Genomic DNA, 19,424 nt, shown 5'->3' on the forward strand with positions numbered 1-19,424 from the left:
CATGAGCAACGAACCCAAATCTTTACCTCGCGACTTCGTCGGCTACCGCGGCAAGCCACCCAATCCACACTGGCCCAACGGTGCACGCGTCGCGGTGTCGCTGGTGGTGAATTTCGAGGAGGGCTCGGAATTCTCGGTCAACGATGGTGATGCGGGCAATGAGGCGATCTACGAGGTCGTGCACCGGCTCGACGGCCCGGATTCCTGCATCGACAGCCATTTCGAATATGGCACGCGCGCCGCGTGGTGGCGGATCATGGATCTGTTCGACGCCCACGGCGTCAAGGTCACCGTGAGCTCTTGCGGCCGCGCGGTCGAGCGCTCGCCGGAGCTCGCGCGCGACGCCATCGCGCGCGGCCATGAGGTGTCGGCCCATGGCTGGCGCTGGCAGAGCCACGCCGAGATGGATGAAGCGAGCGAACGCAAAGTCATCGCCAAGACTGTGGCAGCGATCGAGCGCGTCACCGGGCAGCGCCCGGTCGGCTGGCACACGCGCTCGGCGACCTCGCAAAACACGCGCCGGCTACTGGTGGAGGACGGCGGCTTTCTCTACGACAGCGACGCCTATAATGACGACCTGCCCTACTACATGGATGTCGCCGGCAAGCATCACCTCGTGCTGCCCTATGCCTTCGACACCAACGACATGCAGTATTACAACGCCTCGCGCTTCAACGGCGCCGATTTCGCCGATTATGTCATCGATGCGTTCGAGTGGCTCAAGCGCGAGGGCGAGACGGCGCCGAAGATGATGTCGATCGGATTGCACCTGCGCATGATCGGACGGCCCGGACGGATTGGGGCGCTGGAGCGGGTTCTTGCGCACATCACCGGCAGCGGCGCGGCGTGGATAGCGCCGCGAGCGGCGATTGCGCGGCATTGGCGGGACGTGGTGCCGGCGGGGGAGTGAGTTGCGCTGGTCTTCACCGCCACAAATGTGTCATGCCCCGCGAAGGCGGGGCATCCAGTACGCCGCGGCGTTTCGGCTCTACCACAGCGGCCTCTGGAATACTGGATCGCCCGCCTTCGCGGGCGATGACAGCGAGATTGTGGTAACGGCCTACAAATCGCGACGAGCCCTAAACCCCAGCCACCGAGGCCCACAGCTCCGCAAGCTTGCGCCGCAGCACCTGCGCGCGCGTCAGCGGCGCGGGCGTTTCCTCGTCTTCCGGCAGGCGCAGGCCGACGACGTTGACGCGGCCGCCGGAGATGCTTCGGGCAACGAGCACGATCTCGCCCAGCGGGAGCTCGGCGCCTTCCTTCGGTGCGCGGTCGAGATGGACGTCGAACCAATCGGCGAGCGTCAGTTTACCCTCGTCCTCGCCGACGTTCACGCCGTAGATCTCGGCAAGCTCGGCGAGCGTGTGCTCGCCGGAGACCATGAAGTCGCCGAGCAGATGCGGATCGGGCGCCGAGCTCGGCTGCATGTCGACGAAGAAGCGATCGAGTGACTCGGCCTTTTCCGGCGGCGCCAGCAGGTAGAGATAGTCGCCGGGCGCGATCGGGTCGGCTTCCGCGGGCGTCAAAATGTTCTCGTTGCGGATCACCAGCGTCGGCTTGGACCAGGACGGGATCAGGCCGCGGCGGAAATAGAGGCTCTTGGGCCGCACCGGATAGCCGACGAGCTGCTGCTCGAGCTGACCGGGCAGATCAAGCTCGACGCGGCGCGGGCCGCGCTCGGCGCGCGGCAGCGCCACGTGCAGCTTGCGCGCGGCGGGCGCCAGGGTCCAGCCTTGCAGCAGCAGCGAGATGATGACGACGACAAAGGCGACGTCGAAATAGAGATAGGCTTTCGACAAGCCCACCAGCATCGGGATCGACGCCAGGAAGATCGCGACCGCGCCGCGCAGGCCGGTCCAGGCGATGAAGATCTTCTCGCGCCAGTTGAAGCGGAACGGCGCCAGGCACACGAACACCGCGATCGGTCGCGCCACCAGCATCAGGACGAAGGCGACCCCGACCGCCGGCAGCACGCTTGATCCCAACCGGCTCGGCGAGACCAAAAGGCCAAGCAGGACGAACATCACGATCTGCGCCAGCCAGGTCGCCGCATCCAGGAAGGCCACCACCGAATTATGCGCGCGCGTCGGCCGGTTGCCGATGATGATGCCGGCGAGATAGACCGCGAGGAAGCCTGAGGCGTGCATGATCTGCGAGCCGCCGAAGATCACGAGCGCGGCCGTGGTCACGAAAGGCGCGTGCAGGCCTTGCGGCAGCGCAACTTGATTGAGCGCCAGCACCACGAGACGTCCGCCGATCACACCGACGATGGCGCCGAGCACCGCCTCCTGCACGAACTCCATCGCCACATGCGCTGCCGAGCTCGATCCCAGCGAGATGTATTCGACCAGCATCAAGGTGAGGAAGATCGCGAAGGGATCGTTGGTGCCGGATTCTGCCTCCAGCGTCGCGCCGACGCGCGGGCGCAGGCGCAGGCCCTGGGTGTGGACCAGCAGGAACACCGCGGCGGCGTCGGTCGAGGCCACCACGGCGCCGACCAGCAGCGCCTCCGTCCAATTGAGGTCGAGGGCGTATTTCGCAAACGGCGCCGTGATCAGCGCCGTTAGCAGCACGCCGACGGTCGCGAGCACCACGGAGGGCGCCAGCACGGTGCGGATGCTGGCAAAGCGCGTGCGCAAGCCGCCGTCGAACAGGATCAAAGCGAGCGCAACCGAACCGACCAGATAGGTGGTGCGGACGTCGTCGAACTGGAGCTGGCCGGGGCCGGAATCGCCGGCCAGCATGCCGATCGCAAGGAATACGAGCAGCAGCGGCGCGCCGAAGCGCAGCGCAAGCAGACTCGACAGGATGCCGGCCATCACCAGGACGGCGCCGAGCAGAATGGCGATACTGACGGAGTCGAGAGAGGCCATCCACCTTCCGGTTACAAATCGCGGGCAAATCGCTGGCAAATCGCTGGAATGGCATCCTTATCGTCGGCACACTCCCGCGCCAACCCATTTTCTCCCGCTCGCGGCAATCTGACCGTATTTTGCGGCCTTAACGCGCATCACATGCCGGTGTATCGATGGTCCGGCCGCTCCCTTTGTGGGATTCTGCGGCTCCCTCGAATCAAATCCGCCCACTTCCCGACGAGACCTTGCGATGGACATGGACCTCAAAGACCTCATGGAGTTCGTGCAGACGACCGCGCGCAGTCTCGGGGCGGAAATCTCCTCGCCCTGGTTCTACCTGCAATTTGGTCTCATTCTGGCGGCGACCGGGATCGCTTATGCGGCGGAAGCGACGGTTCGCAACCGCGTCGACATGACGTCGCTGGCGATGCGCTGGCCGCTGCCGCTTCGGCACTTCGCCCGCGTGATGGTCTCCAGCGCCTCGGCGGCGGTGTTCACGCTGCTTGTGATCATCTCGCGCATCGTGATGTACCATGCGACCTGGCCGAGCCGCAGCTATCTGTTGATGGTCGCCGCCAAGCTGGGGTTGGCCTGGCTCGCGATCCGGCTCGTGACCTCGGTCCTGCGCAACGAATTCATCGTCAAGCTGGTGTCGATCACGGCGTGGTTTGTCGCGGCGCTCTCCATCCTCGGCCAGCTCGATGCGGCGGTCGACCTGCTCGACTCCTATGCGATCGTGCTCGGCGGTTTGCGGCTGACGCCGCTGCTGGTGATCAAGGCGGGCGTACTCTTGATCATCGCGTTCTGGCTCACCAACATCGCCAGCAATTTCGCCGAGAGCAAGATCAACTCGGCCTCCGACCTGACGCCGTCGATCCAGGTGCTGCTGGTCAAGATCATCCGCATCGGGCTGCTCGCGGTTGCGATCGTCATCGCGCTCGGCGCGGTCGGCATCGACCTGTCGGCGCTCGCGGTGTTCTCCGGCGCGGTCGGCGTCGGCATCGGTATCGGCCTTCAGAAGATCGTCGCCAATTTCATCTCGGGCATCATCCTGCTCGCCGACAAATCAGTGAAGCCGGGCGACCTCGTCACCATCGGCGACAATACCGGGCGCATCAGCGCGATGAAGACGCGCTATATTTCCGTTGCCGCCGGCGACGGCCGCGAATTCCTGGTGCCGAACGAGGATCTGGTGACGCAGAAGGTCGTCAACTGGACCTATACCGACAAGAACACGCTGGTGAAGATCCTCTTCGGCACCAATTACGACGCCGACCCGCGGCTGGTCTGCAAGCTCGCGATCGAGACTGCGGCTGCCCATCCCCGCGCGCAGAAAGCCAAGCCGCCGAACTGCATCCTGACCGAGTTCGCGGAGGCCGGCATGAAGTTCTCGCTGACCCTCTGGCTCGCCGACCCCGACGGCATGGACAACGTCAAGAGCGACGTGATGCTGGCGCTGTGGGACGTCTTCAAGCGCGAGGGCATCCGGGTTCCCTACCCCGTCCGCGAAATCCGCGTCCGCGGCGGCGCGCTGCCGGTGGAAACCACCGTAGAAGTCCCGAATTGAGCCGGCTTTCGGGCGCATGGCGGTTAGGATTCTTGTTTTGACGCGTTTTCTTCACGCGAACCGGTACCCACTTCGCTCGAAAACGCTCTGGCTTGGCTTGCACGAACGCCCGCAATCATTAAATTGGGGCCTGAAATCAAGCCTTTCCGCCGACATCGGCCCGAGCCCAGAAGACCGCCCCGCATGAGCTACGTCGAAGCCAACGATACCTCCCTGCGCAAGACCGGACAGATCAAGCTGCATGGCCCGAGCGCCTTTGCCGGCATGCGCAAGGCAGGCGCGCTGGTGGCCAAGTGCCTCGATGAGCTCACCGACATCGTCGGGCCCGGCGTGCCGACCGAGCGCATCGACGAGTTCGTCCGCGAGTTCGCCTTCAGCCATGGCGCCTATCCGGCGACGCTGATGTATCGCGGCTATCGCTACTCGACCTGCACCTCGCTGAACCACGTGGTCTGCCACGGCATGCCCGGCGACCGGCCGCTGAAGGAAGGCGACATCGTCAACATCGACGTCACCTTCATCGTCGACGGCTGGTACGGCGATTCCAGCCGGATGTACGCGGTCGGCCCGATCGCGCGCAAGGCCGAGCGGCTGATCGAGGTGACGTACGAATCCTTGATGCGCGGCATTGCCGCGGTGAAGCCCGGTGCCACCACCGGCGACATCGGCCACGCCATCCAGAGTTTTGTCGAGCCGCAGGGCATGAGCGTGGTGCGCGATTTCTGCGGCCACGGCCTCGGGCGCATGTTCCACGACGAGCCGAACATCATCCATATCGGCCGGCCCGGCGAAGGCGTGCAGCTCAAGCCCGGCATGTTCTTCACGATCGAGCCGATGATCAATCTCGGCAAGCCGCACGTGAAGATCCTGTCCGACGGCTGGACCGCGGTGACCCGCGACCGCTCGCTGTCGGCGCAGTTCGAGCACTCGGTCGGCGTCACCGCCACCGGCGTCGAGATCTTCACGCTGTCGGAGCGGCACGGCGAGAAGCAGATCGGCTGATCTCGCCGCGACACCGATTGTTTGAGCGTGATCTTATCGGAAAACCGCTGCACACTTTTCCGGATCATGCCCTATCGCCGCCGGCGGAATGACGATGGCGGCCGCTTGTAGGTCGCGGCAAAAGCATCGTTGAAGCGGCGAACGCTGCCGAACCCGGCGGCGAAGGCGATCTCCGCCAAGGTCATATCGGTCCCGTCGATCAGGCGCTTGGCTTCCTGCACGCGCCGCGTCGCCGCAATCTCGCTCGGGCTCGCGCCAGTATGGCGCATGAACAGACGCAGGAGATGGCGTGATCCGACGCCAAGAGCCTCCGCCAGCTCCGCCGCGGAGGCACGATCCAGAAAGCCGGCATTGATCAGGCGCATTCCGCGCGCCACAGTGGTGGCCGTTCCCATCCATGCCGGAGACCCCGGTGCCGTCTCCGGGCGGCAGCGGAGACACGGGCGAAAGCCGGCCCGCTCTGCGGCCGCAGCGGTCGGGTAAAAGGTGACGTTCTCCGAGCGGGCCGGGCGAACCGGACAGACCGGCCTGCAGTAGATGCGGGTCGAGCGAACCCCGGAGAAGAACAGGCCGTCGAAAGCGCGTGTGTGCGCCAGCCGCGCCCGGTCGCAGGTGTCCCGGTCGAGATGCGGTGGCAGCGCTTGCGGCTGCGCCAAAACCTTCGCCATCGCTGGATAGTAGTTTCATCGCAGTGCCCCGAGTAGCTGAAATCGGACTCGATCGGGCGATGAGGTCCGAATCCGGCCAGCCTGCGCGGTCGCTTCCGGATCATGGTGCCGCTGCATCCCGGAGCAGATTCGTATGAGCACGCAGGCATCACAGGCAATGTCGGAACGGAACACCTTATCCCTGGAGATCGGACTGTTGTTACTGCTCTCGCTGATCTGGGGCAGTTCGTTCACACTGATCAAGGTCGCGGTCGCGACGATACCGCCCTTCACCATGGTCGCCGCACGCGTGACGATCGCGGCAGTGCTCCTGATCGTGATCGCCGCCGCGCAAGGGCACTCCCTGCCCCGCAAGCGATCGGTCTGGGCGGCCTTCCTCGTGCAAGGCCTGCTGCAAAGCGCGTTGCCGTTCACACTGATCAGCTGGGGTGAGATGCACATCGCAAGCGGCCTCGCCGGCGTGCTCAATGCCACCCCGCCGATGTTCGTGCTCGTGATCGCCATGATGACCGAGCGCGGACGGCGGACGATCAGCAGCGAGAGGATCCTCGGCGTCGGGCTCGGTCTTGCCGGCGTCGCGGTGACGATCGGCATCGATGCGCTGTCCGGGATCGGCACGACGGCGCCGCTGGCGCAAATGGCCGTGCTCGGCGCAAGCCTCTGCTACGCGCTCGCACCGATCTGGGGACAGCGGTTCTCCTCCCTTCCCGCGATCGTCACAGCAGCCGGCGCCATGAGCTGTGCAGCGATCCTGATGCTGCCTATGGCTGCGATCTTCGAGCGGCCTTGGACGCTGGCGCCAACGGTGCAGGCAACCATTGCTGTCCTCGGTCTCGCGGTCGTCTGCACGGCGCTCGCAATGGTGATCTATTTCCGCCTGATCCGCACGCTCGGCGCACTCGGCACGACGAGCGGCAGCTATCTGCGCGCCGGATTTGCGGTGGCGCTCGGCGTCGTATGGCTCGGCGAGGAATTTACCTGGTCAGTTCTCGCCGGAATGGCGCTCATTGTCGCCGGGGTGATTGCCGTCACGGTGCCGCTGCCGGTCCGACACAGCGGGAAACCACCGGGCTGATTATCGTCACCTTCACGGCCCGATCTTGCCATCCTGTTTACCGATGACGATCTCTCCCCAAACAGGCAGGAGAGATCGGGTGAGCCCATCGACGCGCCGCGGCTTCCTTGGATTCGTATCGGCCAGCGCCGCAGGCCTGCTGCAGACCCGTGCGGAGGCGGCGCCCGGGCCCGCTGCCGGTGAGCCCGCCTGCATCCTGACGCCGCAGGCGGAGGAAGGGCCGTTTTATTCCGACCCAAAACTCGTTCGCTCCGACATCGCCGAGGGCAAGGCGGGCGTGCCGCTGGCCTTGCGGCTGCGCGTGATCGAGGCCGGCACGTGCACGGCGATCCACGGCGCGCGGGTCGACATCTGGCATTGTGACGCCAAGGGGCTTTATTCGGCGTTTGCCGGCCAAGGCGATGCGCACAATATCGATGCGACCAGCAACACGTTCCTGCGCGGCACGCAGGCGACAGACGATTCCGGCTGGGTCAATTTCAACACGATCTATCCCGGCTGGTATGACGGCCGCACCACGCACATCCATTTCAAGGTGTTCTTGAGCGATCGCACCGTGCTGACCGGGCAGACCTTCCTGCCGGACGCACTGAACGAGTTCATCTACACCAATGTGCCCGATTACGGCGACCGCGCGCGGCAGCGCATGGTGATCAACGCCAACGACCACGTCATCGAACGCTCCGACCCGGACCACCGCGCCTTCTGCGCGGTCAAGGAGGAGCGCGATCGCTATGTTGCGACGCTGACGCTCGGCGTTGACCGCCGCGCCGATGCGACGATCGGGCGCGCCGGTCCGCCGCCGCCTCCGCCGGGGATGCGCGGCGGTCCGCCGCCGGGTCCGCCGCCCTTGGGCATGGGCGGTCCGATGTCCGGCCGCCCGATCAGGGATCGGCTGGCCGCGCTGGTGCCGGGATTGAAACGCTAGCGTTGAGGGTAGCGTGACGTTGCCGATGCTGGCGATCTTTGCTATTCAGACCGCGCCGAAAAAGGCATGGCCGGATTGGTAAGCCCGGCCTGTTCCTGATGTCAGGAATTCTGCCACCGTCTCCACGGTAGGACCCACGGCCGGACAGAGTGACGCGATCGTCACGCTGCTCGGCGGGTCATGTCACTGTACTATTTCGGCCGCCGCATAGCGTGGAATCCAGCTCCGTCCGTTCCTTCACCCTGAACGGAGAGCACACATGCGACTACAACATCTCAACCTCGCGACGTCAGACGTGGCGGCCCTCGCCGCCTTCTTCCAGCGCTTCTTCGGCTTCGCGCCCTATGCGGCCCGCGGCGAAGCGCTTGTCGTCTTGCGCAACAAGCAGGATTTCGTCCTGACATTGATGCGCGGCAAGACAGGCGAGCCGGCCGACTATCCGGCCAATTTCCATATCGGCTTCTATTATGACGAGGCGAGCGAGGTGGAGGCCAAGCACGCGGAATTGTCGACTGCAGACCTGAACCCGAGCAAGATCGCGTTCATGGACCGTGGCGGCGGCGCGCGCGTCCCGCACTTCTATTGCGTCGCGCCGGGCAATGTCCTGATCGAGGTCTGCACCCCGCCGGGCGGACTTGCCTCGTAGGCAGCCGACGGACATTCCGGCGGCCGGTTGCGAGACCGGCCGCCGGAGATCACGACACTTCGTGGTTGCAAAACGCGCACCGTCCGGCATGGTTGTGGGCGATGCCGACCAAAACCGACCTCGACAACAGCAAGCCTGAGGACACGCCGCATTATCTCGGCCATCGCGAGCGGCTGCGCGAGCGCTTCTACAGTGCGGGTGCGGACGCGCTCAGCGATTACGAGCTGCTGGAGATGGCGCTGTTTCCGGCGCTGCCGCGGCGCGACACCAAACCGCTGGCGAAGACGCTGATCAAGACCTTCGGTTCGTTCGCCGAGGTCGTCCACGCGCCGGTGGCACGGCTGCGCGAGGTCGACGGCGTGGGCGAGGCCGCGATCAACCAGCTCAAGCTGATTGCGGCAGCAGCGCACCGCGTCGCCAAGGGCGAGGTCAACAGCCGCAACGCGCTGTCGTCGTGGAACGAGGTGATCGCCTATTGCCGCACCAGCATGGCCTTTGCCGACAAGGAGCAGTTTCGTCTGCTTTTCCTCGACAAGCGCAACCAGCTCATCGCCGACGAGGTGCAGCAGACCGGCACCGTCGACCACACCCCGGTCTATCCGCGCGAGGTGATCAAGCGCGCGCTGGAGCTATCCGCGACCGCGCTGATCCTCGTCCACAATCATCCCTCGGGCGATCCCTCGCCCTCGCAGGCCGACATCCAGATGACCAAGGCCATCATCGACATCGCAAAGCCGCTCGGCATCGCCGTGCACGACCACATCATCGTCGGCAGGAACGGGCATGCGAGCTTGAAGGGGATGCGGCTGATTTGAGGGGCGTAGAATGACAAGAGGCGCCGCGGGGGCGCTGTCGCTCGGCTGAGCAGGCTCGGCATTCAGCGGTCGATCGGGAGCGACGATACGACTCACGTCTTGTTCTGGACGCCCGCGATCAGGATGTCGACCATACGCTTCGCGGCCTGCTTACCAACCGGTCCCGAACTTACATTCGCAACGCCGGCCAGCGCGCGCAGCAGGTCGAGCGGTTCAAGATCCAGACGGATGTCGCCGCTCGCGACCGCACGATCGATCAGCTTTCCAATTGCGCGCTTCATTTGTTCCGCGGACGCCGAGTACAGCTCGGACGTGCCGCCGACGATCGAATTGAGCGCCTCGGACATTCCCTGCTTGGCGGCCATATAATCCACGAACAACAGCAACCATTCGCGCAAAGCACCCGTCGGAGAATGCGACTCGGCTAACCGCGTAGCGGCTGCAACAAGCTGTTCTGTCTCATTGCGGTAGACCGCTTCGATCAGCGCGTCGCGGGTCGGAAAATGACGGTAGAGAGTCCCGGCCCCTACACCCGCGGTCCGCGCGATCTCGTCGAGACTGGCCCCAGGCCCTTTTTCAGCGAAGGCGGCCTTCGCGGTTTCGAGCAAGAGGATGCGGTTCCGCTGCGCATCGGCGCGCGGCTTGCGGGCGGTGGTGACTTTCGCCTCATCAACCAATCCGAAAATACCCCTTGATAAACGGAGAGCGTCTCCGTATTTAAAACGGAGACGCTCTCCTCTTATGTCAAAAGTCGTTGGCAGACAATGGTTTGCCGCCGGGGGAGAGCTGTGCCCAAAGATGAAGGAGTTTGTCATGACCAACGGCTTCGGAGCGACGTCCACCACCGATGATGTGCTGGCGGGGATCGATCTCAGCGGAAAGCGCGTACTCATCACCGGCGTATCGGCCGGGCTGGGCGTGGAGACGGCGCGCGCGCTGGCGGCGCACGGGGCCCAGGTGGTCGGCGCGGCGCGCGATCTTGCCAAGGCGGAGCGGGCGACGAACGAGGTCCGTGCGCAGGCGGCGAATGGCGGTGGCTTTGAGATGGTGGAGCTGAATCTCGCCTCGCTCGAGAGCGTGCGCGCATGTGCCGACGCTTTGCTCGCCGACGGGCGGCGGTTCGACGCAGTGATCGCCAATGCGGGTGTGATGAGGACGCCCTTCGGGCACACCGCCGACGGCTTCGAGACGCAGTTCGGGACCAACCATCTCGGCCATTTCGTGCTGGCGAACCGCATCGCATCGCTGATCGTCCCGGGTGGACGGCTGGTGAACGTCGCCTCCTCCGGTCACCGCTATTCGGACGTCGACCTCGACGATCCCAATTTCGAGCGCACGCCCTACGACCCGATGATCGCCTATGGCCGGTCCAAGACCGCCAACATCCTGTTCGCGGTGGAGTTCGACCAGCGACACAAGGCGCGTGGGGTGCGGGCGATCGCGCTGCATCCGGGTGGGATCCAGACCGAGCTTGACCGTCACATGGCGCCTGGCGAGCTTGAAAATCTCGTGGCGCAGATCAATGCCCAGCTCGGGGCGGCGGGCCGGCCGCCCTTCCAGTTCAAGACGATTCCTCAGGGAGCCGCGACCTCGGTCTGGGCCGCCTTCGTCGCGCCGGCTGAGGAGGTCGGGGGCCGTTACTGCGAGAACTCGCAGGTGTCGCAGATCACCGACGCGCTGATCAGCCCGGTGAGCCCCGGCGTCAGGTCCTACGCCCTCGACCCGGAGCACGCCAAGGCGCTCTGGGCCAAGAGCGAGGAACTGGTCGGCGAGCGATTCTGACCAGCGGACGCGAGAGTCATGGGATCAGCAGCAGCGTGCCGGTGGTGACGCGACTCTCCACGTCCGCATGCGCCCGCGCGGCTTCGGCGAACGGATAGACGCCTCCGATCCTGACCTTCAGGGCGCCGCTCGCGATTCAGTCGAACAGCTGAGCCGCGTGCGCGCGCAGCAGCGTCAGCGTATGCACATGGTCGGAGAAGCTAGCGTGGCCGATCTTGATGCTCTTCGGCAGGCTGATGATGTCGAGCGGCCAAGCCGTTCGGCATCGCCGTGCACGACCACATCATCGTCGGCACGAGCGGATACGCGAGCCTGCGCGGGATGCGGCTGGTAAGACGGGCATCGTCTCTCGGACCGATTTGCATTGATGCATAGCAATCCCGCCCGATACCCCACGGTCGTATCGGATCACGCGAGCGCATGCGCCGTCGGCTGGCTGGCTCCAAGCGCGGGCCTCAAAGCCTGCTAATCCGCTGCCGTGGGTAGATAGTCGGTTGCGTTCACGGGACGACGCATGCGCGTGATCGCAAACTCGATAAAGGCGCGCAATTTTGGCAGCGCCTGGCTGCGACTTGGGTGATAGAGCGAGAGCCCGGGCACATCTTCGCCAAAAGCATCGAGTACTGTTTCAAGCACCCCCGTATTCAGATAGGGTATGACGAGCGACCGCGGCAGGCGAAACAATCCAACACCGCGCAGTGCCGCCCTGATGCACAGATCAACATCGGAGATCACCAGCGGACCCGTGACCGCGATGGTGACAGGCCGCCCCTGAACGACAAATCGCCAGTGGTCCGCACCGCTCGCATCGGTCCGATAAAGGATGCAGCGGAAGCGCTGCAAATCTTCGGGGCGGACCGGCCGGCCCTGCGCCTTGAAGATGCTCGGCGTCCCCACCACGACAAACCGCTCGGCCAGCGTCAGGCGAACGGCGACCATATCCATTTCAACGAAATCGCCGAGCCGTATGCCCGCGTCATACCCTTCCGCGACGATATCGATCGGACGATCCTCGCCAACGAGCTCGAGCTGGATCAGTGGGTGGGCAGCCAGAAACTCGGGCAGCAGGCGGTTGATCAGCAACGGCAGGGCTGGCCGCGGCGCGTTGATGCGTAGCTTGCCCCGCGCGTCATCGCCTAACCCGCCAGCAGCGTCGATGCCGGCGCTCAACATATCCGCGGCCGGCCGCGCGTGCGCGAGAAGCCGTTCGCCTGCCTCAGTCAGGTTTACGCTTCTGGTCGTGCGCACAAAAAGCGGAGAGCCGATCCGAGCCTCAAGGTTGCGAATGGCTTGGCTGACAGCGGACGGCGTCACCCCAAGACGCGTGGCCGCGGCCCGAAACCCCCGCAGCTCGGCGACGGCCAGAAACATGACCACGCCGTCCAGACGCGCTCGGTCTATTGTAAAGTTTGACTGCACAGCCTGTACCGATATAGGTCGATTATCAAACAATCATGCTCCCGGTAGACAGAAATCACAAGGCATCGCGTCGAGGAGCAGGATCCATGCGTTCATTCCACATCAACAGTTTTGGCGGGCCCGACAGCCTGATCATCAAAGAGAGCGAGCTTCCTAAGCCCGGCCGCGGTGAAGTCCTGGTCCGCGTCAGGGCGTCGTCACTCAACTTCCGCGATCTGATCATTTTTGCCGGCCAGTATCAGCCGCTGATTGAAATTGGCCGCGTGCCGTTGTCGGATGGCGCCGGCGAAATCGAAGCGCTCGGCGAAGGCGTCAAGCGCTTCCGGGTCGGCGACAAGGTCGTCAATTGCTTCCTGCCCAACTGGTTTGGCGGAACGCTGAACACGCCACCCGAGCAGTGGGTCATCGATCACGACGGCTGGCTGACGGAATACAAGGTGGTCAATGCGGAGAGCCTCGTTCCCATGCCATCTCACATGAGCTTCGAGGAAGGCGCTACGTTGTCCTGCGCCGCGGTGACGGCCTGGTCGGCACTTGCCGGCGTTCGCGCCGGCGATCTGGTGCTCACTCAGGGCACCGGTGGCGTGTCACTGTTCGCAGTACAGCTGGCTGTTGCGCTTGGCGCCAGGGTGATTTCGACGACCTCCAGCCATGAGAAGGCCGAGATGCTTCGCAGACTCGGCGCGCACGATGTCATCAATTACAATGCGACGCCCGAGTGGGGTGACGCGGTCCGCGAACTCACCAACGGCCGCGGCGTCGATCGCGTTGTCGAGGTGGGCGGCCCCGCGACTCTGCCCCAGTCGATGAAGGCCTCCGCGATTGGAGCGGAAATCTCCATCGTCGGCATCCTGGCGGGGTATGAAGGTGGCGTCGACTTCATGACCATGTTCAGGAGCCGGGTCGGCTTTCGCGCGGTGACAGTTGGAAGCCGCCGAGACCTTGAGGACATGTGCAGGGCGATGGAACAGCATGGCATTCGGCCGGTCATCGATAGCGTCCATGCATTCGACGACGCCAAAACGGCCAACACGCACTTCGGCGCGCGCAATGTCGTTGGCAAAGTCGTCATTGAGCACTGATCTTCCTAGACGCGCTCCGCGTCGAGGGTGCGAAGTTCCAAGAGGGCATCAGCCAGCGTCCGCTTGCTCAACAAACGCAACACCGACTCATCGACCTCGTCGGCCAGGTCCCCAAAGAATCGTTCGACATTGCAACTGACGAGGCACCGATGGGGGATATCGCTACGGCCGGTCCATAGCTTCTTGTCCCCCAGTGTCGCCTTGTAGATTTCGCCGAGCGTGATCGCGGCGGCGTCGACGCCGAGGCTCACACCCCCGTCTCGTCCCATGGTCGAACGAACCAGACCCGCCTGCATCAGGGGCACCAACAATCGCCTGACGAATGTTGGATTGGAGTCGACCCCCTCAGCCAACTCAGCGGAGCTTAACCGTTCGACGCCTTCGGCCTGAGCCAGCGCCAGGCTGAGCATCATCTGCAAGGCAGTCGGGAAACGGACATCGATCATCATCTGCTCTCAGTTGGCCAAATATGTATCTTTTATTATTGCATATCAAGCGCGATATATGTATCCATCATAGGACCATATTAACTCAAGGAGACCTTCCATGTCCGATCAACGTGAAATCCAGGAAGTGATGGCGCGATACGTCCGGGCAGCCGACCACCGAGACGGAGCGGCAATGAGCAAGATCTTCCTGCCCGAAGGTAAGACCGAGATTTTCTACAACAACGCAGGCACAGCTGAGCGTCTTGGCGAGTTGGTCGGGGCGAAAGCGATCGGCGACGCCGTTACCATGTTGATGAAGCCGCATCCGCCACGGGGATGGAGCCATCACACCACCCACGACCCGATCATCGAAGTGACGGGCGACACCGCGACGCTCGACGTCCAATTTGTGGTGTTCAACGTCGTCGGCGCAGAGAAGCCTGAAGGCGGTTGGCCGGCAGGGGCTTTTGGCGCGCAAGGAACCATCATCCCGATCGAGAGTGGCTACTACCGGCCGACTCTGAAGAAAGTCGATGGACGTTGGATGATAGCGCACCACCGCGTCTATCACGACATCCCGTACGCCTTCTAGGAGAAGCAATAGAGGGCGTTTCTCATAGAGCTAAGGCCTGTCACGCGAAGATTTTCAGGCCAGCAGTTTGGCGAGGAGCGTGCCGAGCGCATCCCGCTCTTCTTCGTCCAGAGATGCGAACGACGAGGCAAGCACCTTCGTCACCAGTCTGCGCCCCTTGCGCAGAAGATCGGTCCCATTCGGTGTCAACCGATGATGGGCCACGCGTCCCGGCCCCTGAAGCCTTTCGATCAACCCAATGCGCAGCAAGCGGGCCATCAGCGTGCCAAACGCTTGATCGGAATTAAAGCTCAGTTCGGCCAGCCGATGCATGGAGGCACCGGGATTCCGGTCGATCTCCCGAAGAGCGCTCCATTGCACGAGGCTGACGCCGATGGTGGCGAGGCTGGCGTCGATTTCACGGTGATGGCGGTGCTGGGCCCGCTTGATGAGCAGGCCAACATCTTCGATTGCGTATCGCATATCAATATGTTTATATAAATATATTGATATGTCAATCGGAGTTGAAGATGGCTATCGCACATCACACCGTCGAGCTGTTCGCGGACACGCTGCAGCTGGCCTTTGCCGATGCGGGCGCCGGGCGGTCCTTTCTGCTGCTGCATGGCGGAGCGGGCCCGGCCTCGATGTATGGACTGGCCGAATCCCTTTCGACGAAGGCACGTACGATCACGCCGACCCATCCGGGCTTCAATGGCGCGCCGCGGCCGGAACGCTTCGGCCGGATCGACGACCTGGTGCTGGCCTATTTATTGTTGATCGAGCGATTGGACCTGAAGGATGTCGTGCTGGTTGGCAACTCGGTGGGCGGTTGGATCGCGGCCGAGATGGCGCTGCGCCTGTCGCCGAGGCTCGCGGGTGCGGTCTTGATCAATTCCGTGGGGATCGACGCCGGCAAGCCCGAACTGTCGATCGTCGATCCCACCGCCGTGGCTCCGGTGGAGCGCGCCGCACTTGCATTCCACGATCCGCAGAAATTCGCCGTCTCGCCGTCGACGCCGGAAGCGGCGGCCGCGATGCTGGACAACCATAAGGCCCTGTGCATCTATGCGGGCGAGCCCTTCATGCACGAGCCGACGCTGCGCGCGCGGCTGGCGAAGATGCCGATCCCGACGCTGGTCATCTGGGGCGAAAGCGACCGCATCGTCAGTCCTGATTATGGCCGCGTGCTGGCTTCCAGCATTCCCCAATCACGCTATGCGACCGTGGCCGCGGCCGGCCACTTCCCTCAGATCGAGCAGTTAGCGGACGTCGAGCGCCTGATCAGCGCCTTCGCCGAGCGCTGCGCGGGATGCCGCTGATTTAAGTCGGCGAATCACGTAGCAGGAACGGCATGAGCGATTGGCTGCACAATTTGCCGGTGCCCGCGATGGCGCTGGTGATCTTTGGTTTCACTTATCTTCTGGCCGCGACCGTGTTCGCCTTCGTCGCGCTGGTCGCGACGGAGGAGCGTGCGAAATCGCTGAAGGCGATCTCGCCGGGCATGCTGCCGGTGCTCGGCATCATCTTCGGCCTGTTCGTCGCCTTCACCGCGGCGCAGGTCTGGGGTGACAGCGACCGCGCCGGCGCCGCAGTGAGCCGCGAGGCCAGCGCGCTGCGCAGCGCCGTGCTGCTGGCCGCAGGGCTGCCGCCCGAGCAGGAGACCAAGCTACGCTCCCTTGTGCGCGACTATGTCGGGCAGGCTGTCGCGGTGGAATGGCCGATGATGGCGCATCAGGAGGCGTCGCTGAAGGTGACGCCGCCGGCGCTGGCCGAAGCCTTACAGCTCGTCATCGCGATGACGCCGCAAGGGCGGGCTCAGGAGACCATGCAGCGCGAGATCCTCGCCGCGCTGGAGCAGGCGCTGGATGCGCGGCGGCAGCGGATCATCGTCAGCCTCGCCGCGGTGAATTCGGTGAAATGGTGGTGCCTGTATCTCCAGGCCTTATGCGAGCTCTTGGTGATCGGCTTCGTTCATTGCGACAACCGCCTGGGATCTGCAATCGCGATGGCGCTGTTCGCAACCGGCGTCGCCACCTCGGCCCTGCTGATCGCCGCGCACGACCGGCCGTTTACGGGCCATATCTCCATCTCGCCGGAGCCGCTGCGCCAGATCATGCCGGAGGCAGCGGCGGGACGAACCTAGCTGCGCCGGCCGTTGGCGACCAGGCTTTCGTGCTCCGCCCGCGCCGGAAGCGCGCAGTTGAGCATCCATTGCACGCCGAAGCGATCGGTCAGCTTGCCGTAATAGTCGCCCCAGGGCTGGATGCCGAGCGGCGTGGTGATGATGCCGCCTTCGGCGAGGCGCGCGAACAGGTCCGTCGTCGCCTGTGTGCCGTTCATCATCAGGATGTGCGCTGAGCCGCGCATCGGTTCGGCATCGTCATTGTCCGATGCATAGAACCGGAGGCCCGGACCTTCGAACTTCGCATGCATGACCTTGCCCTGCATCGCGGCGTTCTTCAACGGCGGCCCGGCTTCGCCGTGGCGCTTGATCTCGGTCACCTCGCCGAGGCCGCAGGCGGTGTAGAAGGCGAGTGCAGCCTCGCACTGGGTCGTGAAGAAGAGATAGTTCGACATCTGCATGGACGGCTCCTCCATGTGAGGTGATCAGCTCTCGGCACAGGCGTTGAGCGCAGCCGCGCGGCACGCCGACGCAATCGCAGCGCCGACCTCCTTGTCGGCGACCGCCCGCGCCATGGTGACGCCGCCGGACAGGATCGACAGCAGCGCCCACGCGCGCGCGCGCCTGTCCTTGACTGAGCGGCCCGGCAAACCATCCGCGACCGCGTTCACCACAGCCGTGATCTCGGTCTCGAACACGGACTTGATTCCGTCATCAGCGCGCTGCACCTCCGAGGTCAGGCTCTGTAGCGCGCAGCTCGAACCGAGCTCGCAGACCCGCTTTTGTCCGAGATAGAAATCGACGAACACCGCGACCCATTTGGCGCCGTGCTCGGCCCGCAGGCTTTCGACGCCGGTGCGCAGTTCTTGCAGGCCTGCCACGAGTGCGGCCTCAAAGGCTTTGCCCTTGGACGAGAAGTGCCCGTAGAACGCGCCGGAGGTGACTTCGGCCTCCTTGGCAAGACCGTCGACGCCGATGCCGCCAAAACCCTGGCGGCGAAAGCCGCGGCCGGCCGCGGCGACCATGCGTGCGCGGGCTTCTTCCTTGTGTCCGGTCTTGTATCGCACGAGGGCACCCTTTTAGATCACGATCGTTATATAACGACCGCAATATTATCGCAAGCTGCGATCGCAGTCGGCGTTCGCCGCTCAACTCATCAAGGGAGCCTCAGTCATGCCCATCAACGTCCTCGCCACGGATGGCATCTTCAGTGCGGCCGCCGAAAGGCTGGCTTCGTCACTGAGGCCACCGACATCGTGTTCAGGGCCGCGGACGCCGCCATCCGCGCGAGCGGATTTTCGTCAATGGTCTACGCGGTGGATGGACTGTGTGCATCGCCGGCAAGGCCTACACCAATGCCGAACTCGGGGAAGCTGTGAGCCGGGCCAGGGCTGCGTAGAGGCGGGCCATCAGACATGGAAGCGCCGGCGCGCACGAGACAGCGCCGGCGCGATGTCGGTTCAGTAGCAGTATCGCGGATCGACCGGGACGTAGCGGCCATCCGGGCGCTGCATATAGCAGCCGCGCTGATACGCGTAATAGCCGGACCGGCGGCGCTCGCCTTCGGAGGCAATCGCAGCACCCGTGCCGGCGCCGACGACGGCGCCAATCGCGGCGCCGCGGCCACCACCAAGCGCGCCACCCAGGATCGCTCCGCCGACACCGCCGATGATGGCGCCGCCGACAGCGTCCTGCGCCACCGCGTCATGGACAGGCATCGCCATGGCCACGCTCAGGCACGCTGCAATTCCAAGACCTCGAAGCATTCCGAATCCTCCTGTTCAGGGCCGCCCGTCATAGCGCCGGCAGGGGTGTGATGCCAGTGCAAACCGGCGCGCCCTCGCCTCTTGCGCCAGACTGGCCGGCCTGTCGCGACGGCTTGCGCGCCTCAGGCCGAGGGCCCTTTGTCCAGGGCAAAGGAGAGCACGATCGCATCCGGCGTCTGCTTGAATTCCTTGGTCACCGCCGCGCGCACCAGACCGGCGAGGTCGTCCAAGGGCTTCTTCTGATAGAGGCTCGGGAATAGGACGGTCACCGATGTGAGGCGTCCATTGTGCCAGTTGAAGCCAACCCGTGGCTTGACGCCGGTCGACTGTTCGAGATCGCCCTCGACCGCCTGGGCTTGCTGTAGCCCGTCCTTCAGCGTGGCCACGACATCGCAGCCGGACAGGGCAAAGGCGAGGACGACGAGGACGACGGCTCTGAACATCGAGGGGCTCGGACGAAGTTGCGCTCTCCGCATGGTTGCATAAACCGCATCGTGCAACAAGCCGGCCACACGACAAGACAGAAGCGCCGCGACGCACGCGCGAGATCGACCCGACGTTGCGTCCTTTCACCGCAATCTTTCGCGCCGCACCTGTAAGCCAGTTCACACGCGCCAAGGCGGCCGCCTGCCACATTCGCCGCGCCACGCCGAGAGCCCATGCCGGCCGATGATGGCACGCGGCTCGCGCCTGAT

At 64.4% G+C, this 19,424-nt stretch carries 23 protein-coding genes and 1 pseudogene; 13 read left to right on the top strand and 11 right to left on the bottom strand.

All coding sequences use genetic code 11. The features are described from left to right. The first annotated feature begins 1 nt into the window (after window position 1). Window positions 2-910, top strand: a complete 909-nt coding sequence (locus UB31_RS23625; protein ID WP_045012616.1) for a polysaccharide deacetylase family protein — start codon at window positions 2-4, stop codon at window positions 908-910. A 169-nt stretch (window positions 911-1,079) separates the two neighbouring features. Here UB31_RS23625 and UB31_RS23630 read toward each other — a convergent pair whose 3' ends face one another. Next, window positions 1,080-2,873 carry a potassium/proton antiporter gene (locus UB31_RS23630; RefSeq protein ID WP_045012617.1) on the bottom strand — a complete coding sequence of 598 codons (1,794 nt, stop codon included), beginning with the start codon at window positions 2,871-2,873 and terminating at the stop codon, window positions 1,080-1,082. Window positions 2,874-3,105: 232 nt separating this feature from the next. Here UB31_RS23630 and UB31_RS23635 point away from each other — a divergent pair, with 232 nt between their 5' ends. Then, window positions 3,106-4,422 carry a mechanosensitive ion channel family protein gene (locus UB31_RS23635; protein ID WP_045012618.1) on the top strand — a complete coding sequence of 439 codons (1,317 nt, stop codon included), beginning with the start codon at window positions 3,106-3,108 and terminating at the stop codon, window positions 4,420-4,422. A 183-nt stretch (window positions 4,423-4,605) separates the two neighbouring features. Further along, a complete protein-coding gene (gene map / locus UB31_RS23640; RefSeq protein ID WP_045001739.1) occupies window positions 4,606-5,424 on the top strand; it encodes a type I methionyl aminopeptidase in 819 nt (272 codons plus the stop codon). Between the two features lie 71 nt (window positions 5,425-5,495). On the opposite strand, the gene UB31_RS23645 is transcribed toward map, so the two are convergent. Further along, entirely contained in the window at window positions 5,496-6,092 is a 597-nt protein-coding gene (locus UB31_RS23645) for a bifunctional transcriptional activator/DNA repair enzyme AdaA (protein ID WP_045012619.1), read from the bottom strand. Window positions 6,093-6,225: 133 nt separating this feature from the next. Between UB31_RS23645 and UB31_RS23650 the strand changes: the two genes are divergently transcribed. From UB31_RS23650 to radC, 4 genes are all read left to right on the top strand, one after another. Continuing rightward, window positions 6,226-7,167 (top strand): DMT family transporter, encoded by a 942-nt coding sequence (locus UB31_RS23650; RefSeq protein ID WP_050044821.1) that lies wholly within the window; start codon window positions 6,226-6,228, stop codon window positions 7,165-7,167. Window positions 7,168-7,246: 79 nt separating this feature from the next. Continuing rightward, entirely contained in the window at window positions 7,247-8,095 is an 849-nt protein-coding gene (locus UB31_RS23655; RefSeq protein WP_045012621.1) for an intradiol ring-cleavage dioxygenase, read from the top strand. 259 nt (window positions 8,096-8,354) lie between these two features. Further along, a complete protein-coding gene (locus tag UB31_RS23660) occupies window positions 8,355-8,741 on the top strand; it encodes a VOC family protein (protein ID WP_045012622.1) in 387 nt (128 codons plus the stop codon). A 101-nt stretch (window positions 8,742-8,842) separates the two neighbouring features. Beyond that, complete coding sequence (radC, locus tag UB31_RS23665; RefSeq protein ID WP_045012623.1) at window positions 8,843-9,556, top strand: RadC family protein; 714 nt, start codon at window positions 8,843-8,845, stop codon at window positions 9,554-9,556. Window positions 9,557-9,648: 92 nt separating this feature from the next. Here radC and UB31_RS23670 read toward each other — a convergent pair whose 3' ends face one another. Next, entirely contained in the window at window positions 9,649-10,233 is a 585-nt protein-coding gene (locus tag UB31_RS23670; protein WP_045012624.1) for a TetR/AcrR family transcriptional regulator, read from the bottom strand. Between the two features lie 136 nt (window positions 10,234-10,369). On the opposite strand from UB31_RS23670, the gene UB31_RS23675 reads away from it, so the two are divergent. Further along, complete coding sequence (locus UB31_RS23675; protein WP_045012691.1) at window positions 10,370-11,338, top strand: SDR family NAD(P)-dependent oxidoreductase; 969 nt, start codon at window positions 10,370-10,372, stop codon at window positions 11,336-11,338. A gap of 16 nt (window positions 11,339-11,354) precedes the next feature. On the opposite strand, the gene UB31_RS42635 is transcribed toward UB31_RS23675, so the two are convergent. Next, window positions 11,355-11,474, bottom strand: a complete 120-nt coding sequence (locus tag UB31_RS42635; RefSeq protein WP_082078604.1) for a zinc-binding dehydrogenase — start codon at window positions 11,472-11,474, stop codon at window positions 11,355-11,357. A 113-nt stretch (window positions 11,475-11,587) separates the two neighbouring features. Between UB31_RS42635 and UB31_RS42950 the strand changes: the two are divergent. Continuing rightward, a pseudogene (locus UB31_RS42950) lies at window positions 11,588-11,713 on the top strand (hypothetical protein); the annotation flags it as partial. Between the two features lie 90 nt (window positions 11,714-11,803). On the opposite strand, the gene UB31_RS23680 reads toward UB31_RS42950, so the two are convergent. After that, the gene (locus UB31_RS23680; RefSeq protein WP_197090850.1) at window positions 11,804-12,709 is read right to left on the bottom strand and encodes a LysR family transcriptional regulator; all 906 of its coding nucleotides are present in this window, start codon (window positions 12,707-12,709) and stop codon (window positions 11,804-11,806) included. Between the two features lie 134 nt (window positions 12,710-12,843). Between UB31_RS23680 and UB31_RS23685 the strand changes: the two genes are divergently transcribed. Beyond that, the gene (locus UB31_RS23685) at window positions 12,844-13,839 is read left to right on the top strand and encodes a zinc-dependent alcohol dehydrogenase family protein (protein ID WP_045012626.1); all 996 of its coding nucleotides are present in this window, start codon (window positions 12,844-12,846) and stop codon (window positions 13,837-13,839) included. Between the two features lie 5 nt (window positions 13,840-13,844). On the opposite strand, the gene UB31_RS23690 is transcribed toward UB31_RS23685, so the two are convergent. Next, complete coding sequence (locus tag UB31_RS23690; RefSeq protein ID WP_197090851.1) at window positions 13,845-14,288, bottom strand: RrF2 family transcriptional regulator; 444 nt, start codon at window positions 14,286-14,288, stop codon at window positions 13,845-13,847. Between the two features lie 97 nt (window positions 14,289-14,385). On the opposite strand from UB31_RS23690, the gene UB31_RS23695 reads away from it, so the two are divergent. Further along, window positions 14,386-14,859, top strand: coding sequence for a nuclear transport factor 2 family protein (locus UB31_RS23695; RefSeq protein WP_045012627.1), 474 nt, complete (start codon window positions 14,386-14,388; stop codon window positions 14,857-14,859). Between the two features lie 54 nt (window positions 14,860-14,913). On the opposite strand, the gene UB31_RS23700 is transcribed toward UB31_RS23695, so the two are convergent. After that, entirely contained in the window at window positions 14,914-15,321 is a 408-nt protein-coding gene (locus tag UB31_RS23700) for a MarR family winged helix-turn-helix transcriptional regulator (RefSeq protein ID WP_045012628.1), read from the bottom strand. 47 nt (window positions 15,322-15,368) lie between these two features. Here UB31_RS23700 and UB31_RS23705 point away from each other — a divergent pair, with 47 nt between their 5' ends. Both UB31_RS23705 and UB31_RS23710 read left to right on the top strand, forming a co-directional pair. Next, complete coding sequence (locus UB31_RS23705; protein ID WP_082078605.1) at window positions 15,369-16,160, top strand: alpha/beta fold hydrolase; 792 nt, start codon at window positions 15,369-15,371, stop codon at window positions 16,158-16,160. Window positions 16,161-16,192: 32 nt separating this feature from the next. After that, window positions 16,193-16,984, top strand: coding sequence for a bestrophin-like domain (locus UB31_RS23710; protein ID WP_045012629.1), 792 nt, complete (start codon window positions 16,193-16,195; stop codon window positions 16,982-16,984). Here the strand turns inward: UB31_RS23710 and UB31_RS23715 are convergent. From UB31_RS23715 to UB31_RS23730, 4 genes are all read right to left on the bottom strand, one after another. Continuing rightward, complete coding sequence (locus UB31_RS23715) at window positions 16,981-17,424, bottom strand: VOC family protein (RefSeq protein ID WP_045012694.1); 444 nt, start codon at window positions 17,422-17,424, stop codon at window positions 16,981-16,983. The two genes, UB31_RS23710 and UB31_RS23715, sit on opposite strands and share 4 nt — an antisense overlap. A gap of 24 nt (window positions 17,425-17,448) precedes the next feature. Then, entirely contained in the window at window positions 17,449-18,030 is a 582-nt protein-coding gene (locus tag UB31_RS23720; protein ID WP_045012630.1) for a TetR/AcrR family transcriptional regulator, read from the bottom strand. Between the two features lie 393 nt (window positions 18,031-18,423). After that, on the bottom strand, window positions 18,424-18,729 hold the full coding sequence (locus UB31_RS23725) for a YMGG-like glycine zipper-containing protein (protein ID WP_045001757.1): 306 nt from the start codon (window positions 18,727-18,729) through the stop codon (window positions 18,424-18,426). A gap of 122 nt (window positions 18,730-18,851) precedes the next feature. Further along, window positions 18,852-19,172 (bottom strand): hypothetical protein, encoded by a 321-nt coding sequence (locus UB31_RS23730; protein ID WP_045012631.1) that lies wholly within the window; start codon window positions 19,170-19,172, stop codon window positions 18,852-18,854. Window positions 19,173-19,424: the final 252 nt, after the last annotated feature.

The organism is Bradyrhizobium sp. LTSP849 (assembly GCF_000938255.1).
Taxonomy (GTDB): Bacteria; Pseudomonadota; Alphaproteobacteria; order Rhizobiales; family Xanthobacteraceae; genus Bradyrhizobium.

Coding starts and splice junctions, on each gene's coding strand:
- UB31_RS23715 (WP_045012694.1), bottom strand. CDS start 17,424: ATGCAGATGTCGAACTATCTCTTCTTCACGACCCAGTGCGAGGCTGCA.
- UB31_RS23685 (WP_045012626.1), top strand. CDS start 12,844: ATGCGTTCATTCCACATCAACAGTTTTGGCGGGCCCGACAGCCTGATC.
- UB31_RS23680 (WP_197090850.1), bottom strand. CDS start 12,709: ATGTTTCTGGCCGTCGCCGAGCTGCGGGGGTTTCGGGCCGCGGCCACG.
- UB31_RS23675 (WP_045012691.1), top strand. CDS start 10,370: ATGACCAACGGCTTCGGAGCGACGTCCACCACCGATGATGTGCTGGCG.
- UB31_RS23730 (WP_045012631.1), bottom strand. CDS start 19,172: ATGTTCAGAGCCGTCGTCCTCGTCGTCCTCGCCTTTGCCCTGTCCGGC.
- UB31_RS23725 (WP_045001757.1), bottom strand. CDS start 18,729: ATGCTTCGAGGTCTTGGAATTGCAGCGTGCCTGAGCGTGGCCATGGCG.
- radC (WP_045012623.1), top strand. CDS start 8,843: ATGCCGACCAAAACCGACCTCGACAACAGCAAGCCTGAGGACACGCCG.
- UB31_RS23695 (WP_045012627.1), top strand. CDS start 14,386: ATGTCCGATCAACGTGAAATCCAGGAAGTGATGGCGCGATACGTCCGG.
- UB31_RS23660 (WP_045012622.1), top strand. CDS start 8,355: ATGCGACTACAACATCTCAACCTCGCGACGTCAGACGTGGCGGCCCTC.
- UB31_RS23700 (WP_045012628.1), bottom strand. CDS start 15,321: ATGCGATACGCAATCGAAGATGTTGGCCTGCTCATCAAGCGGGCCCAG.
- UB31_RS23625 (WP_045012616.1), top strand. CDS start 2: ATGAGCAACGAACCCAAATCTTTACCTCGCGACTTCGTCGGCTACCGC.
- UB31_RS23650 (WP_050044821.1), top strand. CDS start 6,226: ATGAGCACGCAGGCATCACAGGCAATGTCGGAACGGAACACCTTATCC.
- UB31_RS23630 (WP_045012617.1), bottom strand. CDS start 2,873: ATGGCCTCTCTCGACTCCGTCAGTATCGCCATTCTGCTCGGCGCCGTC.
- UB31_RS23645 (WP_045012619.1), bottom strand. CDS start 6,092: ATGGCGAAGGTTTTGGCGCAGCCGCAAGCGCTGCCACCGCATCTCGAC.
- UB31_RS23690 (WP_197090851.1), bottom strand. CDS start 14,288: ATGATGATCGATGTCCGTTTCCCGACTGCCTTGCAGATGATGCTCAGC.
- UB31_RS23710 (WP_045012629.1), top strand. CDS start 16,193: ATGAGCGATTGGCTGCACAATTTGCCGGTGCCCGCGATGGCGCTGGTG.
- UB31_RS23705 (WP_082078605.1), top strand. CDS start 15,369: ATGGCTATCGCACATCACACCGTCGAGCTGTTCGCGGACACGCTGCAG.
- UB31_RS23635 (WP_045012618.1), top strand. CDS start 3,106: ATGGACATGGACCTCAAAGACCTCATGGAGTTCGTGCAGACGACCGCG.
- map (WP_045001739.1), top strand. CDS start 4,606: ATGAGCTACGTCGAAGCCAACGATACCTCCCTGCGCAAGACCGGACAG.